Raw genomic sequence first — 14,869 nt, forward strand, 5'->3', positions numbered from 1 at the left:
CCATGTCCGAACTCATCCGAAGGACCGGGAGCTCCCCGGCCGGCACCGGCAAGAGCCTCGCGTCGAAGGCGGCCGAGCTCGTCGCCGGTGCCGAGCGCAAGGCGGCCACCGCGAAACAGGAGGCGCGGGTCGCCCTGGCCATCGCCGAGCTGCGTGCCGAAGCCGAGATCGCGCAGGACCGCCGGGACCGGGGGCGCCGGTGACCGAGCACCCGCACGACCTCGAAGCGCTGGTGCGGACGCACATCGAGGAGCCGGCCGCGCGGCGGCTCCTCGAGATGCAGGCCGCGGGGCTGATCACCGAGGCGGACGGCGACGTCTTCCGCGCTTCGGCCCAGCGGTACAAGGAAGCGGCGTTCGCGCAGTACGCCGGGTTCGATCCCGACGTGCGTTCGCAGCTGGTCCAGGCCCTGCTCGCCGACTACGAGCGCGAAGTGGCCCGGCTGCTGCGGGAGATCGCCGCCCGGCAGCCCGCGGCGCCGCCGATCACGGCGACGACCGCGCCCGGCCCCGAACCGGCGCCGGGGCCGTGGCGGTTCCTGCGCGACGCCGTCCAGGGCCTGCGGCGGATCCGAAAGCAGTGAGGGCCGCCCGAAGGCGGCCCTCACCAGGGGAAACTCAGTACGTCATGGCCATCGCCGGGTCGGCCAGCAACGCGCCGACGTCGGCCAGGAACTCCGAGCCCTGCTGGCCGTCGACCACGCGGTGGTCGAAGCTCAGCGACAGCTGCAGCACCTTGCGGACCTTGATCTCGCCGTCCACCACCCACGGCTGGTCCTTGATCGCGCCGAGGCACAGGATCGCGGACTCGCCCGGGTTGATGATCGGCGTGCCGGTGTCGACGCCGAACACGCCCACGTTGGTGATCGTGATCGTGCCGTTCGCCATGTCCGCCGGGGACGTCTTGCCCTCGCGGGCCGTGTCGGTGAGCTGGGTCAGCGCGTTCGCCAGCTCCTTCAGCGACATCGAGTCGGCGTCACGGACCTTCGGCACGATCAGGCCCCGCGGGGTGGCCGCGGCGATCCCGAGGTGCACGTAGTCCTTGTAGACGATCTCCTGCGCCTGCTCGTCCCAGACCGCGTTGACGTCCGGCGTCCGCTTCGCCGCCAGGCACACGGCCTTCGCGGCGAACGTCAGCGGCGTGACCTTGACCCCGGCGAACTCCCGCGACTTCTTCAGCTTCTCGCGGAACTCCATCATCGGCGTGACGTCGATGGTCAGGAACTCCGTGACGTGCGGAGCGGTGTACGCGCTCTGCACCATCGCGGCCGCGGTCATCTTCCGGACGCCCTTGATCGGCACGCGCCGCTCGCGCGCGTTGCTGTCCACAGTGGACGTGACAACGGGAGTGCCGTTGGCGGCGCGCTCGACGTCTTCACGAGTGATGACGCCGCCGTCCGCGCTTCCGGTCAGCGCGTGCAGGTCGACGCCGAGGTCCTTGGCGAGCTTCCGCACCGGCGGCTTCGCCAGCGGGACGTACCCGCCGCGAGGAGCAGCAGGAGCGGGCGCCGGAGGAGCGGCGACCGCGGCAACCGGAGCGGGCTCCGCACCCTTGCGGGCGCGCCGCTGCGTGACCACCGTCTTGGAGCCGTAGCCGACCAGCGGCTTCATCTCCTCTTCCTCGGCCGGGGCCGAGGCGGCGGGAGCAGCGGCGGGAGCGGGAGCGGCCGCACCACCGGGGTCGACGTCGATGGTGAGGATCGGCGTGCCGACCTCCACCGTCTGCCCCGGCTCGACGTGCAGCTCCGTGACGACCCCGGCCCACGGGATCGGCAGCTCGACGGCGGCCTTCGCGGTCTCGATCTCGACCACGATCTGGTTCACCGTCACCGTGTCGCCCGGCTTCACGTGCCAGGACAGGATGTCGGCTTCGGTCAGCCCCTCCGCCGTGTCGGCCAAGGGGAATTGCTTGTACGTGGGCATTGCGCGGAAATCCCCCTTACCAGGCGAGTGAGCGGTCGACGGCGTGCAGCACCCGGTCCAGGTCGGGGAGGTAGTGCTCCTCGAGCTTGGCCGGCGGGTACGGCGTGTCGAACCCGGTCACCCGGAGGACGGGCGCTTCCAGCGAGTAGAAGCACTCCTGCTGGACGCGCGCGGCGATCTCCGACGTCAGCGACGACTCCGACGGCGCCTCCGACAGCGCGATCAGCCGTCCGGTCTTGCGCACCGACTCGAACACCGGGCCGAGGTCCAGCGGCGAGAGCGTGCGCAGGTCGATGACCTCGAGGGACTTGCCTTCGTCCTCGGCCGCGGCGGCCGCGTCGAGGGCGACCTTCACCGAAGGGCCGTACGCGACGACCGTCGCCGTCGTGCCTTCCCGGACGACCTGCGACGAGAAGCACGAAGCCGGCGTACCGGCGACGTCGATCTCCGCGCGCAGCGCACCCGAGTGGTACAGCCGCTTCGGCTCGAAGAAAAGGACCGGGTCGTCCGACTTGATCGCCTGCTGGATGCCCCAGTAGGCGTCGACGGCGTTCGAAATGGACACGACCTTGAGGCCCGGGATGTGCGCGAACAGCGACTCCGGCGACTCCGAGTGGTGCTCGACCGCGCCGATCCCGCCGCCGAACGGCACCCGGATCACGACCGGCATCTTGATCTTGCCCTGCGTCCGGTAGTGCAGCTTGGCCAGCTGCGAGGAGATCTGGTCGAAGCCGGGGAAGATGAAGCCCTCGAACTGGATCTCGCACACCGGCCGGAAGCCGCGCACGGCCAGGCCGACCGCGGTGCCGATGATGCCCGACTCCGCGAGCGGCGTGTCCAGCACGCGCTGCTCGCCGAAGTCCTTCTGCAGGCCGTCGGTGATCCGGAAGACGCCGCCGAGCTTGCCGACGTCCTCACCCATGATCAGGACCTTCGGGTCTTCTTCCATCGCGCGGCGCAGGCCGAGGTTGAGGGCCTTGCCGATGGTGAGTTTCTGGAGGTCGGTCATCAGTGCTCACCCGCCGATACGAAGCCGTCGAGGTAGGACAGGAACTCTTCGCGCTGCGCCTCCAGTAGGGGGTTGCCCTCGGCGTAGACGTTGCTGAAGATCCGGTCCGGCGGTGGCTCCGGCATGTTGAACGTGTACTCGCGCAGGTCGGCGGCGAAGGCGTCGGCGTCGGCCTGGACGCTGTCGAAGAACGCCTGGTCGGCGTAGCCGCCGCGGGCCAGGTACGCGCGGACGCGCTCGATCGGGTCCTTGAGCTTCCACTCCTCCAGCTCGTCGGAGAGCCGGTAGCGGGTGGGGTCGTCGGTCGTCGTGTGCGCGTCCATCCGGTAGGTGAACGCCTCGATCAGCACCGGGCCGTTGCCGTGGCGGCACTCGTCGAGCGCCCAGCGCGACACCGCCAGGCAGGCGAGGACGTCGTTGCCGTCGACGCGGATGCCGGGGAAGCCGTAACCGCGGGCGCGCTGGTACAGCGGCAGGCGCGACTGGCGCTCGGTCGGCTCGGAGATCGCCCACTGGTTGTTCTGGCAGAAGAACACCAGCGGCGCGTCGTAGACGGCGGCCCAGACGAATCCTTCGTGGACGTCACCCTGCGAAGTGGCGCCGTCGCCGAAATAGCAGATCGTGGCTTCGCCGTCGTCGTCGCCGACCTTGCCCTCGAACTTCTGGCCCATCGCGTAGCCGGCGGCGTTGAGCACCTGGTTGCCGATCACGATGGTGTACGGGTGGAAGCCGTGGCCCTGGTAGTCCCAGCCACTGTGGTCGGTGCACCGGAAGATGCCCAGCAGGTCCTTCATGTCGACCCCGCGCGCGTACGCGACGCCGTGCTCGCGGTAGCTGGGGAACGCCATGTCGTTGGCCTTCAGGGCGCGGCCGGAGCCGATCTGCGCGGCCTCCTGGCCGAGCAGCGGGACCCAGATGCCCAGCTGGCCCTGGCGCTGCATGGCGTTCGCTTCGCGGTCGGCCCGGCGGACCAGCACCATGTCGCGGTACAGGCCGCGGAGTGCTTCGGCGTCGATGTCGTCGACGTACTTGTCGAACTGGGGCGACGGAACCCGTTCGCCTTCGGGGGTGAGCAGCTGAGTCAGCTCAGCGCCACCTTCGCTCGTCGCTCGCAACCCGGCGATCACCTGCTCGGGGGACGGTTGGGCCGCTACCGCGGCCGGCCCGTCGCCGGGCTCCGGGTGCGTCCACTGTTCGGACGGCATGCGCAGTACTCCTCGGTGTCGGTGCCTCTGGCGGCCGCTTGTGGCGACCACAGCGACTGCACCGGCGGGGACCAGCGCGTCGGGTCCGAAGCGCTCAGTCACCGTCGGCGTTGACGGTTCACGCGGACATCCTGGCATGAAGGTCACTGCTTTGGTGAGTCACGGATACTGATTTGTTGCTGAGAAAGGGGCCCTGAACAGGGAAAACGTTAGGAAGCCCGAGCATCGGAACTACGAGGGTTGGGGATCAGCGGGGACGCTCACCAGGCGTGGTGCTCCGCGGGTGATCACTCGATCACGCCAGGCGGCGACGAGGTTGTGATGTGCCGCACTGTCGGACTCGCAGCTTTTTGGAGGTCCGGGTGGCGGAGCCCCCGGCTCGGGGCGAAGCCCCGGTTGTCACAGCGTGGCACGATGGGCCGCGTGGAGCAGAAATCCGTGCGTGAATCCGTCGTGACGTCGTGGACCAGCGACGTCATCCCGAGCCTGTCCGGGCTGGTGGCCATCCCCGCCCTGTCCCCGGCCTTCGACGCCGAGTGGGCGAAGAGCGGCCACCTCGCCGCCGCCGTCGAACACGTCCGCGCGTGGATCGCCGGGCGTGACCTGCCCGGCGCGACGCTGGAGGTCGTGCAGCTCGAAGACCGGACCCCGCTGCTGCTCGTCGACGTCCCGGCGACCCCGGGCGCGGCGGACAAGGGCACCGTCCTGATGTACGGCCACCTCGACAAGCAGCCCCCGGTCGGCGGCTGGTCCGAAGGCCTCGGCCCGTGGACCCCGGTGATCCGCGACGGCCGGCTGTACGGCCGCGGCTCGGTCGACGACGGCTACTCCGGCTACGCGGCGACAACGGCGATCGAGGCCGTGCACGCGGCCGGCGGCGAGCACGCCCGCATCGTGCTGCTGCTGGAGACCGGCGAGGAGTCCGGCAGCCCCGACCTGCCCGCCTACGTCGAGCACCTGGCCGACCGCATCGGCGACGTCTCGCTGGTGGTCTGCCTCGACGCCGGCGGCAGCGACTACGAGCGGTTGTGGCTGGTCACGAGCCTGCGCGGGATGCTGCACCTCGACGTCACCGTGCAGCTGCTGGGCTCGGCGCAGCACTCCGGCGTGGCCAGCGGCGTCGTCGCGAGCTCGTTCCGGATCCTGCGCCACCTGATCGAACGCCTCGAGGACAGCGCGACCGGCGAGCTGCTGCTCGACGAGCTCAAGGTCGACGTCCCGGCCGACCGGCTGGCGGAGCTCAAGGCCGTCTCCCAGGACTTCCCAGAGGCGCTGTCGAAGGCGTTCCCGCTGGTCGAGGGCGGCCGCGTGATCACGGAAGACGCGCTGGAGCTGATGCTCAACAACGCGTGGCGCCCAACACTGTCGGTGATCGGCGCCGACGGCTTCCCGAAGCCCGCCGACGCGGGCAACGTCCTGCGCGAGAGCACGACGTTGACGCTGAGCTTCCGCCTCCCCCCGACGGCCGACGCCGAGAATGCGCTCGAAGCCGTGAAGCGCACCCTGACCACCGACGTCCCGTACGGCGCGAAGGTCACGCTCGACTCGCCGCAGGCGGAGAACGGCTGGAACGCACCGACCGAATCGCCGTGGCTGACGACGGCCCTGCGCACGGTCAGCGACGAGGTGTTCGGCCGCCCCCACCGCGCGACCGGCATGGGCGGCTCGATCCCGTTCATGGGCCTGCTCTCGCGCAAGTACCCGCAGGCGCAGTTCCTGGTCACCGGCGCGTGCGGCGCCGACTCGAACATCCACGTGCCGGACGAGTGGCTGCACCTGGACTACGCGCAGCAGGTCACCGAGGCCGTCGCGCACATCCTGGACGCCCACGCCCGCGGCTGATCCCCTGAGCGGCGCTTTCCCGGGAAAGCGCCGCTCAGGCCAGCCGGGTCAGGTGGACCGAGACGTCCAAAGTGGACTGCCCACCCCCGGTGAAGATCCCCTTCAACGGCGCCACGTCCGCGTAGTCCCGCCCCATCGCCACCCACACGTGCCGCGGCCCGACCGGGATCGCGTTCGTCGGGTCGTACGCCCACCACCCGCCGGTCCAGACGTCGACCCACGCGTGGGACTCGCCGTCGACCACCTCGCCGAGCTTCGCGTCCGGTTTCGTGTGCAGGTACCCCGACACGTACCGCGCCGGCACGCCGATCGCGCGCAGCATCACCAGCGTCACGTGCGCGAAGTCCTGGCACACGCCTTCGCGCGCCTGCCAGGCGTCCGTCGCCGTCGAGTGGACGCCTGTGGTGCCCGGCTGGTACTTCAGCTGCTTGTTCACCCACTCGCACACCGCCAGCACCGCCTCCGCCGGGTCCAGCCCGCGGCGCAACGCACGAGCCTCGCGTGCCAGCTCGGCATCGCGGGGCGTGTAGTTGGTCGGCGTGAGGTACTCGGTGCGGTGGTCGATGACCGTTTCGGACCGCAGGTCCTTCCACGACGCCGTGCGGATCGGCTCGGCCTCGTCCGCCGTCTCGACCACCGAGGTCGCCAGCACCGTGAACTCCGTGTGCGGCGCGTGGAGGTCGAACGACGTCACGACCGTGCCCCAGTAGTCCGTGTACCGGTAGGCGCGGGTCGCCGGCGTCGTCTCGATGCGCGTCGCCACCGTCGTCTGGCGGCGGTCCGAGCGCGGGGTCAGCCGGGCCTCGTTGTACGACTGCGTCGCCGGTGTCGCGTACCGGTACCCGGTCCGGTGCGCCACCCGCAGCTGCCACGTCACAGTGAAACCTCCGCGCCGCTCCACGCCACCCACGGTGACGTGCTGAAGTACTGCAACGACACCGCTTCCCCGATGTCCTTGATCGTCGTCTGCAACCCGCCGAGCCGCCGCGGCAGGTCGGTGAGCAGGTCCGACGGCCGGAGGAACTCCAGCTCACTGCGGGCCCGGCCGAGCTGGCGCAGCGCCTCCGACTTCTCGTTGCTGCGCGAGCCGCCGCCCGGGTCGAGCCGCTGCAGGCACTCCTCGGCCTGCCGCAGCGCGTGGAACACCGAGCGCGGGAACAGCGTGTCCCGCAACAGGAACTGCACGACGCGGCCGGCGTCCAGCGCGCCCCGGTACGTCCGCAGGTAGGTGTCCTGCGCGCCGGCCGAGCGCAGCACGGTGATCCAGCCCGGCGACGACGCGCGGTCCGCGACCCGCGAGAGCAGCAGCCGCACCACCATGTCGGCGCGTTCGATCGAGCGGCCCAGCACCATGAACAGCCAGCCGTCGTCCCGCGACATCGTCGAGTCGGCGAGCCCGGCGAACATCGCGGCGCGCTCCTCCACGAACGACAGGAACGCGTGCGGCCCGGCGCGCCGGGCGTAGCGCTGCCGGTCGGGCACCGCGTTCCACGTCGCGTTCAGGCACTCCCACAGCTCGGTCGAGACGACTTCGCGGGCGCCGCGGGTGTTCTCGCGCGCCGAGTTGATCGAGCCGACGATCGACGCGGGGTTGTCCTTCGCGTACGCCACCAGCTCGGTCAGCTTCCAGACGTCGAGCGGCTCGCCGTCCGGGGTGTCGATGCCCAGGACGGCCAGGAGCTGGCGGCTCGCGTGGTCCGGGTCGACGGTGGCGTCTTCGAGCAGCTGGTGGACCGAGACGTTGAGGATCCGGGAGGTGTCGTCGGCGCGTTCGACGTACCGGCCGATCCAGTACAGCGACTCCGCGTTGCGGGCGAGCATGCGAAACCTCCCTAGCTCTGCTGTTGCTGTTGCTGCTGCTGGGACGTCGTGAGCTCGGGCCCCTGCTCGGCGGCCAGCCCGTCCACAGTGGACATCACGCCGAGCGCGGGCTGCTCCAGCTCGCGCTCGGCCGTCGACGCCCGGGACGCCAGCACCCAGGTGTCCTTCGAGCCACCGCCCTGCGACGAGTTGACGACCAGGCTGCCCTCCGGCAGCGCCACCCGCGTCAGCCCGCCGGGGAGCACGAAGATCTCCTTGCCGTCGTTGACGGCGAAGGGCCGCAGGTCGACGTGCCGCGGCGCGAGCCGGTCGTCCACCTTGGCCGGCACGGTCGACAGCTGGACCACCGGCTGCGCGATCCAGCCGCGCCGGTTCGCGCGCACCTTGCGCCGCAGCGTGTCCAGGTCCTTCTTCGACGCGTCCGGGCCGAACACGATCCCGTACCCGCCCGAGCCTTCGACCGGCTTCACGACCAGCTCGTCGAGGTGGGCCATGACGTGGTCGAACTCGTCCGGCAGCCAGCAGCGGAAGGTGTCCACATTGGGCAGCAGCGGCTTTTCGTTCAGGTAGTACTTCACCATCTCCGGCACGTAGGTGTAGACGAGCTTGTCGTCACCGACGCCGTTGCCGATCGCGTTCGCGACGACGACGTTGCCCGCGCGGGCCGCGTTCTGGATGCCGGCGACGCCGAGCACCGAGTCGGGCCGGTAGTGCACCGGATCGAGGAACTCGTCGTCGATCCGCCGGTAGATGACGTCGACCTGGCGCTCGCCCTCGGTGGTCCGCAGGTAGACGACGTTGTCACGGCAGAACATGTCGCGGCCTTCGACCAGCTCGACGCCCATCAGCCGGGCCAGCAGCGAGTGCTCGAAGTACGCCGAGTTGTGCACGCCGGGGGTGAGCACGACGACCGTCGCGTCGGCGACGTTCGCCGCGGCTGCCGCGCGCAACGCCCGGAGCAGGTGCGACGCGTAGTCGCCGACCGGTCGCACGCGGTGCTGGGCGAACAGGTCCGGGAAGACCCGGGCCATCGTGCGCCGGTTCTCCATCACGTACGACACCCCGGACGGGTTGCGGAGATTGTCCTCCAGCACCCGGAACGTCCCTTCCTCGTCGCGCACCAGGTCCACTCCGGACACGTGGATGCGCACGCCGTTCGGCGGGGTGATGCCGAACGCCTCCCGGCGGAAGTGCTCGCACGAGGTGATCAGCCGCCGCGGCAGCACGCCGTCGCGCAGGATCTGCCGGTCGCCGTAGACGTCGGCGAGGAACGCCTCGAGCGCCCGGACGCGCTGGGCGACGCCGCGCTCGAGCTTCGTCCACTCGGCGGCCTGGATCACCCGCGGCACCAGGTCCAGCGGGAACGGCCGCTCCTGCCCGGACAGCGAGAACGTGATGCCCTGGTCGACCATCGCCCGGTCGAGGGCCTGGGAGCGGGACTGCAGGTCGTGCGCGTCGAGGGCCGCGATCGACTCGTACAGCGCCCGGTACGGGCCGCGGACCGTGCCGTCGGCGGCGAACATCTCGTCGTAGGCGCCGGCGTGTGGCCGCTCCGGCGAGAGATAGCCCTCGAACCGGGCACCCGGACGGGTGATCCGGGGAGTCGCCGCCTTCCTCGCGCGTCGACCGGACGGGGGTAGCCGGGGCGGCGTGGCGTTCATGGTCGACATCCTCGCTCACCGCGTGGCCCGGACGCGACACTCGCGCGTCGCTCTAAACATCGCCGTAACTTCGCGGTGCTGTGCTTTGGTATGGATGAGTGGCAATATGCGTGCTCTCAGAACCTGAGAACTACGAGGAGTGACGACGTGGCCCGAGGAACCCAGCTCAAGGCGATCGCCCTGCTGCCTGCGTTCGCCCTGGTCGGCTTGACCGTGGCGTGCGGAGCGGGAGGGAGCGGCGCGGGCAACGTCGGCACCAGCACCTCCGCTTCGGTGGGCGCCGGATCGGGTGACGCGGTGGCCAAGGACGACGCGCTGGCCGCCATGGTGCCCGCCGACGTGAAGGCCGACGGCAAGATCGTGGTCGGCCAGGACCAGAGCTACCCGCCGAACGAGTTCGTCGACAACGGCAAGCCGGCCGGCTTCGACGTCGACCTCGGCACCGCCATCGGCCAGGTGCTCGGCGTCCAGATGGACTTCCAGAACGCCGCCTTCGACGGCATCATCCCGGGCATCGGCGCCAAGAAGTACGAGCTGGCGATGTCGTCGTTCAGCATCACCGCGGAGCGGCTGCAGACCGTCGACATGATCTCCTACTACAGCGCGGGCACCTCGCTGGCGGTGCTGAAGGGCAACCCGGACGGCCTCAAGATCGACGACCTCTGCGGCAAGAAGATCGCCGTCCAGAAGGGCACCACCCAGGTCGAGGACCTCGACAAGAAGAACGCGGCCTGCACCGGCGCCGGCAAGCCCGCCATCGACATCACGCAGCTGCAGGCCCAGACCGACGTCAACCTGGCCCTCACCGCCAAGCGCGTCCAGGGCGAGCTGGCCGACTCCCCGGTCATCGACTACGCGGTCAAGCAGACCAACGGCCAGCTCGAGTCGGTCGGCGCGCCGTACGACACGGCGCCGTACGGCATCGTGCTGCCGAAGAACAGCGGTGACTACGGCAAGGCCGTCCAGGGCGCGATCCAGAAGCTGATCGACAGCGGCGAGTACAAGAAGATCCTGGACAAGTGGGGTCTCAACGCCGCCGGCGCGGTCACCAAGTCGGAGATCAACCCGGCCTCCTGAGATAGGACGTAGTTCGTGAGCTCCAACGAAGCGCCTCCCGGCGAGGCGCCGATCGAGGCCGAGCCCATCAAGGCCGTCCCGGTGCGCCACTACGGGCGCTGGGTGGCCGGGGTGATCATCCTCTTCCTCGCGTTCATCGTGGTCCGCAGCGTGATCACGAACGACGCTCTGCAGTGGCCGGTCGTCGGGGAGTACCTCTTCGACGACCGGGTGCTGCGTGGCCTGCAGAACACCCTGATCCTGACCGTGATTTCGATGCTGATCGGGATCGTCGGCGGGATCCTGCTGGCCGTGATGCGGCTGTCGCCCAACCCGCTGACCTCGGGAGCGGCCGGCATCTACATCTGGCTGTTCCGCGGCACGCCGCTGATCACGCAGCTGGTGATCTGGAACTTCCTCGCGCTGGCCTACCCGCGCCTCGGCCTGGGTGTCCCGTTCGGGCCGGAGTTCGTCAGCTGGGACACCAACCAGCTGATCACGCAGTTCACGGCGTCGCTGCTCGGCCTCGGGCTCAACGAAGCCGCGTACATGGCGGAGATCGTGCGCGGCGGCATCCAGTCGGTCGATTCGGGCCAGCTGGAAGCGGCGAGCGCGCTGGGCATGAGCCGGACGAAGACGCTGCGGCGGATCATCCTGCCGCAGGCGATGCGGGTGATCATCCCGCCGACCGGCAACGAGACGATCTCGATGCTGAAGACGACGTCGCTGGTCGTGGCCATCGGGTACTTCGAGCTGATGGTCGCGGTGCAGACCATCTACTCGCAGAACTACAAGACGGTCCCGCTGCTCATCACGGCGGCCATCTGGTACCTGTTCATGACGTCCGTGCTGACGCTGGTCCAGATCCAGATCGAGAAGCGCTTCGCGCGGGGCACCTCGCGAGACGTGGTCCAGCGGCAGGGCTGGGCGGCGAGGATGTTCAGCCGGGGTGGAGGAAACGTCACATGACCACCGAGGTTTCCGAGCCGAAGCTGCCCGTGGTGTCCGCGCAGCGGATCTACAAGAGCTTCGGCAGCGTCGACGTCCTCAAGGGCATCAACCTCGAGGTGCACGAACGCGAGGTGCTCTGCCTGATCGGGCCGTCCGGCTCGGGCAAGTCGACGCTGCTGCGCTGCATCAACCACCTCGAGAAGATCGACGCCGGCCGGCTCTACGTCGACGGCGTGCTGGTCGGCTACAAGCAGCGCGGCGACAAGCTGCACGAGCTGCGCGAGAAAGAGGTCGCGTTCCAGCGCAAGGACATCGGCATGGTGTTCCAGCGCTTCAACCTCTTCCCGCACATGACGGCGATCGAGAACGTCATGGAGGCGCCGATCCAGGTCCGGCGCGAGCCGAAGGCCCAGGTCAGGCAGCGTGCACACGAGCTGCTGGAGCGCGTCGGCCTCGCGGACAAGGCGAAGAACTACCCGGCGCAGCTGTCCGGCGGGCAGCAGCAGCGGGTCGCGATCGCCCGGGCGCTGGCGATGCAGCCGAAGCTGATGCTGTTCGACGAGCCGACGTCGGCGCTGGACCCGGAGCTCGTCGGCGACGTCCTCGGCGTGATGAAGCAGCTCGCCAAGGACGGCATGACCATGGTCGTCGTCACGCACGAGATGCAGTTCGCGCGCGAGGTGGCGGACAAGGTCCTGTTCATGGATGGCGGCGTCGTCGTCGAGGAGGGGCCGCCCGAGCGGGTGATCGGGAGCCCGCGCGAGGAGCGGACCAAGGCGTTCCTGGCCCGGGTGCTGAACCCCAACGCCTGAGGCGTCTTGCGGCGGAAACGGTGTTCCGGCACCGTTTCCGCCGTTTTTTCGCTACCTTGATGGCGGGCGAGGGAGGGTCATGTCGACGGAAAGCGCGTTGCCGCCGCTGGACCCCTTCGCGGGCATCCCGGACCGCCGGTACGAGGTCAAGGCCTCTGAGCTGCTGAAACCCGGCAACGCGGGCCTGCTGCGCTGGCGGCGTCAGGCCACGAACGCCCCGATCGTCTACGTCGAGGACGCCTACATCACCGGGACGCTGGACCTGCGGGCCGCGGACCTGAAGTACCTGTTCCGGTTCGAGCGCTGCCGGTTCGAGCAGCCGCCGGACGTGCGTGAGGCGAACCTGCTCGGGCTCGTGTTCCGGAAGTGCTGGCTGCCCGGGCTCAAGGCCCGCAACATGCGCAGCCGCAACGACGTCCGGCTGATCCGCAGCGTGGTGCAGGTCGACGGCGACCGGCGGGAGATCGAAGAGACCACCGTCCAGCGCGGCGACGACCGCGAACGCGGCATGCCGAACGCCGCCGTCAACTTCACCGACGCGGTGATCGAGGGGTCGATGGTGCTGACCCGCACGGTCATCTCGCACCCCCACGGAAAGGCGATCCACGCCGACCGGCTGGTGCTGACCGGCGCGCTGCTGGCCTACCGGATGGTCGCGAACGGCGAAGTCCGGCTCCCCGGCCTGCGGACCGGCGGTAACGTCAACTTTTCGGGCGCGACGCTGAACAACCCGGACGGCTTCGCGCTCAACGGCAACGGCCTGCACATCGGCGGCAGCCTGCTGTGCGAGGTCGACAACTACGGGCCGGCCAGCCAGCGCAAGCGGTTCTCCGCGACCGGGATCATGTACCTGCCGAGTGCCACGGTGAACAGCGACATCTCGCTGCGCGAGGCCAAGCTGACGGTGTCCCAGCACGGCCCGATCGCCGTCGACGCGTGGAAGTCCAACGACCCGTACATCGACCCGCGGCCGGCGCTGGTCGCCGACCGGATGCGCGTCGACGGCAACGTCGAACTGTCCGACGGCCTGCAGGCGCTGGGCACGTTGCGCATGGTCAACGCCCGCATCGGCGGCTCGCTGCGGCTGGCGGGCGCCGAGATCCGCGTCGAGCGCGGCAACACGGTCCCGTACTACGACCGCGCGCTGCACCTGGACGGCACCGAGATCGGCGGTGACATCGAGGCGACGAGCCTGCGTGTGCCGACGGGCCAGCTGCGCCTGGCCGACGTCACCGTCGGTGGCAACTTCCTGGCGTGGAACTCGATGTTCCGCCACCCCGGCCGTGACGTGTTCTCGGCCCGCCGGTCGAAGATCGCGGGCAACTTCCAGCTCACCGACGCGACGATCCACGGCACGCTGCGCCTGCAGGGCGTGGACGTCGGCGGCTCGATCAACCTGGCAGGCACCAGGCTGACGGACCCGGGCCGCCGCGCGACCAGCAGTTATTCCCTCGACGTCCGCACCGGCCGCGTCGGCCGCGACCTGACGCTCCGCGACAACAACGGCCGCCCGTTCGTGGCCGAGGGCGGCGTGAACCTCGACGGCGCCCAGGTCGCCCGCCGAGTGGACCTGCGTGGTTCCCAGCTCGGTTCGCTGCCCCCGTTCGGCGTGGCCCTGGACGCGGGCGACGTCGCCTCGGACGAGTTCATCTTCACCCCGAGCAGTCCTCCGGCGGGCCGGATCGTGCTCAGGCGAGCCCACTGCGGAACCCTGAGCGATAACAAGCAGTTCTGGGCGGCGTCCGAGGGCATCGAGCTGGAGGACTTCCGCTACGACGCGTTGAAGAAGGGAATCCCCCTCGACGACGACAAGGCCTTGAACGAGCGCATCGAGCTGCTGCGCAGCGCAATGCGCGGCTACCGCCCAGGGCCGTACGACCAGCTGGCGCACATGCTGCGCGCGGCGGGAAACGAAGAGCACGCGTCGACGGTGGCGTTGCGCAAGCAGCAGTTCCGCTACGAGGCGCTGGCCAGGGGCTTCAAGTTCTTCGGCCCGGGCGTGCGGTTGTGGAGCTGGCTCCAGCGTTCGATGGTGGGGTACGGCTACCGCCCGGTCCGCGCGCTCGGCTGGCTGCTGACGTTGCTGGTCCTGGGCAGCCTGTGGTTCGGCCTGGGCCGCGACGACTGTGTCTACGACAAGTCCGGCAGGTACGTGGCGAGCGGCCCGCGGTGCGTGGTGAACCAGCAGGACACCGGACTGCAGTGGAACCCGGTGATCTACACGGCGGACCTGCTGGTCCCGATCGTGGACTTCGGCAACAAGAACCGCTGGTACATGCACGGCCCGGACAACTGGGTGGCGGCCGGCTTCACGGCGTCCGGCTGGATCTTGGCGACCACGGTCGCGGCGGGCGTGAGCCGCATGCTGCGCCGGGACAACTGAGCCGGGCCCGCCGAGGGAAGAACGCCCTGGAGCCGGCCGGCCATGCCCCTTCGTGACCGACCGCGCGGCCGACGTGAGCTACCCGCTGCCGGGACCATTGCTCCCCGGGCCCAGAGACCCCAGACCAGCCCCCACCCTCCCGGGGGGCGTCCCAAGTCCAGTCTATCGGCCCCCACCGACGAACCCGGCCGATGCGGCCTTTTCGGT

General features: G+C 69.9%; 13 protein-coding genes. 7 read left to right on the top strand and 6 right to left on the bottom strand.

Going from position 1 to position 14,869, the window contains the following annotated elements:
• Positions 1-2: 2 nt before the first annotated feature.
• Both I4Q55_RS02650 and I4Q55_RS02655 read left to right on the top strand, forming a co-directional pair.
• Positions 3-203: a hypothetical protein gene (locus I4Q55_RS02650; protein WP_206784363.1), complete on the top strand. Its 201-nt coding sequence runs from the start codon at positions 3-5 to the stop codon at positions 201-203.
• On the top strand, positions 200-583 hold the full coding sequence (locus I4Q55_RS02655; RefSeq protein WP_206784364.1) for a hypothetical protein: 384 nt from the start codon (positions 200-202) through the stop codon (positions 581-583). The genes I4Q55_RS02650 and I4Q55_RS02655 overlap by 4 nt, the downstream gene beginning before the upstream one ends.
• 34 nt (positions 584-617) lie before the next feature.
• Here I4Q55_RS02655 and I4Q55_RS02660 read toward each other — a convergent pair whose 3' ends face one another.
• Genes I4Q55_RS02660 through pdhA form a run of 3 tightly spaced genes read right to left on the bottom strand, consistent with a single transcriptional unit; the run spans position 618 to position 4,136 of the window.
• Complete coding sequence (locus I4Q55_RS02660) at positions 618-1,922, bottom strand: dihydrolipoamide acetyltransferase family protein (protein WP_206784365.1); 1,305 nt, start codon at positions 1,920-1,922, stop codon at positions 618-620.
• A 16-nt stretch (positions 1,923-1,938) separates the two neighbouring features.
• Complete coding sequence (locus I4Q55_RS02665) at positions 1,939-2,931, bottom strand: alpha-ketoacid dehydrogenase subunit beta (RefSeq protein WP_206784366.1); 993 nt, start codon at positions 2,929-2,931, stop codon at positions 1,939-1,941.
• A complete protein-coding gene (gene pdhA / locus I4Q55_RS02670) occupies positions 2,931-4,136 on the bottom strand; it encodes a pyruvate dehydrogenase (acetyl-transferring) E1 component subunit alpha (protein ID WP_206784367.1) in 1,206 nt (401 codons plus the stop codon). Before pdhA ends, I4Q55_RS02665 begins: the two co-directional genes overlap by 1 nt.
• 423 nt (positions 4,137-4,559) lie before the next feature.
• Here pdhA and I4Q55_RS02675 point away from each other — a divergent pair, with 423 nt between their 5' ends.
• Positions 4,560-5,978, top strand: a complete 1,419-nt coding sequence (locus I4Q55_RS02675) for a M20/M25/M40 family metallo-hydrolase (protein ID WP_206784368.1) — start codon at positions 4,560-4,562, stop codon at positions 5,976-5,978.
• Positions 5,979-6,012: 34 nt separating this feature from the next.
• On the opposite strand, the gene I4Q55_RS02680 is transcribed toward I4Q55_RS02675, so the two are convergent.
• From I4Q55_RS02680 to I4Q55_RS02690, 3 genes are read right to left on the bottom strand one after another with little or no spacing between them, the layout of a single operon-like run.
• Positions 6,013-6,855 carry a transglutaminase family protein gene (locus I4Q55_RS02680; RefSeq protein ID WP_206784369.1) on the bottom strand — a complete coding sequence of 281 codons (843 nt, stop codon included), beginning with the start codon at positions 6,853-6,855 and terminating at the stop codon, positions 6,013-6,015.
• Positions 6,852-7,799: an alpha-E domain-containing protein gene (locus I4Q55_RS02685; RefSeq protein ID WP_206784370.1), complete on the bottom strand. Its 948-nt coding sequence runs from the start codon at positions 7,797-7,799 to the stop codon at positions 6,852-6,854. Before I4Q55_RS02685 ends, I4Q55_RS02680 begins: the two co-directional genes overlap by 4 nt.
• A gap of 11 nt (positions 7,800-7,810) precedes the next feature.
• Positions 7,811-9,469: a circularly permuted type 2 ATP-grasp protein gene (locus tag I4Q55_RS02690; RefSeq protein WP_206784371.1), complete on the bottom strand. Its 1,659-nt coding sequence runs from the start codon at positions 9,467-9,469 to the stop codon at positions 7,811-7,813.
• Positions 9,470-9,607: 138 nt separating this feature from the next.
• Here I4Q55_RS02690 and I4Q55_RS02695 point away from each other — a divergent pair, with 138 nt between their 5' ends.
• The 4 genes from I4Q55_RS02695 (at position 9,608) to I4Q55_RS02710 (ending at position 14,662) form a co-directional block, all read left to right on the top strand.
• Positions 9,608-10,537, top strand: a complete 930-nt coding sequence (locus tag I4Q55_RS02695; RefSeq protein ID WP_206784372.1) for an ABC transporter substrate-binding protein — start codon at positions 9,608-9,610, stop codon at positions 10,535-10,537.
• A 15-nt stretch (positions 10,538-10,552) separates the two neighbouring features.
• The gene (locus I4Q55_RS02700; RefSeq protein WP_206784373.1) at positions 10,553-11,485 is read left to right on the top strand and encodes an amino acid ABC transporter permease; all 933 of its coding nucleotides are present in this window, start codon (positions 10,553-10,555) and stop codon (positions 11,483-11,485) included.
• A complete protein-coding gene (locus I4Q55_RS02705; RefSeq protein ID WP_242545120.1) occupies positions 11,482-12,279 on the top strand; it encodes an amino acid ABC transporter ATP-binding protein in 798 nt (265 codons plus the stop codon). Before I4Q55_RS02700 ends, I4Q55_RS02705 begins: the two co-directional genes overlap by 4 nt.
• Positions 12,280-12,358: 79 nt before the next feature.
• Positions 12,359-14,662, top strand: a complete 2,304-nt coding sequence (locus I4Q55_RS02710) for an oxidoreductase (RefSeq protein ID WP_206784374.1) — start codon at positions 12,359-12,361, stop codon at positions 14,660-14,662.
• The last annotated feature ends 207 nt before the right edge of the window (positions 14,663-14,869 follow it).

Origin of the sequence: Amycolatopsis sp. MtRt-6 (assembly GCF_017308975.1) — a bacterium.
Taxonomy (GTDB): Bacteria; Actinomycetota; Actinomycetes; order Mycobacteriales; family Pseudonocardiaceae; genus Amycolatopsis.

Bases quoted from the DNA above. Each gene is read 5' to 3' on its own strand.
- I4Q55_RS02665 (WP_206784366.1), bottom strand. From the start codon at position 2,931: ATGACCGACCTCCAGAAACTCACCATCGGCAAGGCCCTCAACCTCGGC.
- I4Q55_RS02650 (WP_206784363.1), top strand. From the start codon at position 3: ATGTCCGAACTCATCCGAAGGACCGGGAGCTCCCCGGCCGGCACCGGC.
- I4Q55_RS02705 (WP_242545120.1), top strand. From the start codon at position 11,482: ATGACCACCGAGGTTTCCGAGCCGAAGCTGCCCGTGGTGTCCGCGCAG.
- pdhA (WP_206784367.1), bottom strand. From the start codon at position 4,136: ATGCCGTCCGAACAGTGGACGCACCCGGAGCCCGGCGACGGGCCGGCC.
- I4Q55_RS02690 (WP_206784371.1), bottom strand. From the start codon at position 9,469: ATGTCGACCATGAACGCCACGCCGCCCCGGCTACCCCCGTCCGGTCGA.
- I4Q55_RS02685 (WP_206784370.1), bottom strand. From the start codon at position 7,799: ATGCTCGCCCGCAACGCGGAGTCGCTGTACTGGATCGGCCGGTACGTC.
- I4Q55_RS02710 (WP_206784374.1), top strand. From the start codon at position 12,359: ATGTCGACGGAAAGCGCGTTGCCGCCGCTGGACCCCTTCGCGGGCATC.
- I4Q55_RS02660 (WP_206784365.1), bottom strand. From the start codon at position 1,922: ATGCCCACGTACAAGCAATTCCCCTTGGCCGACACGGCGGAGGGGCTG.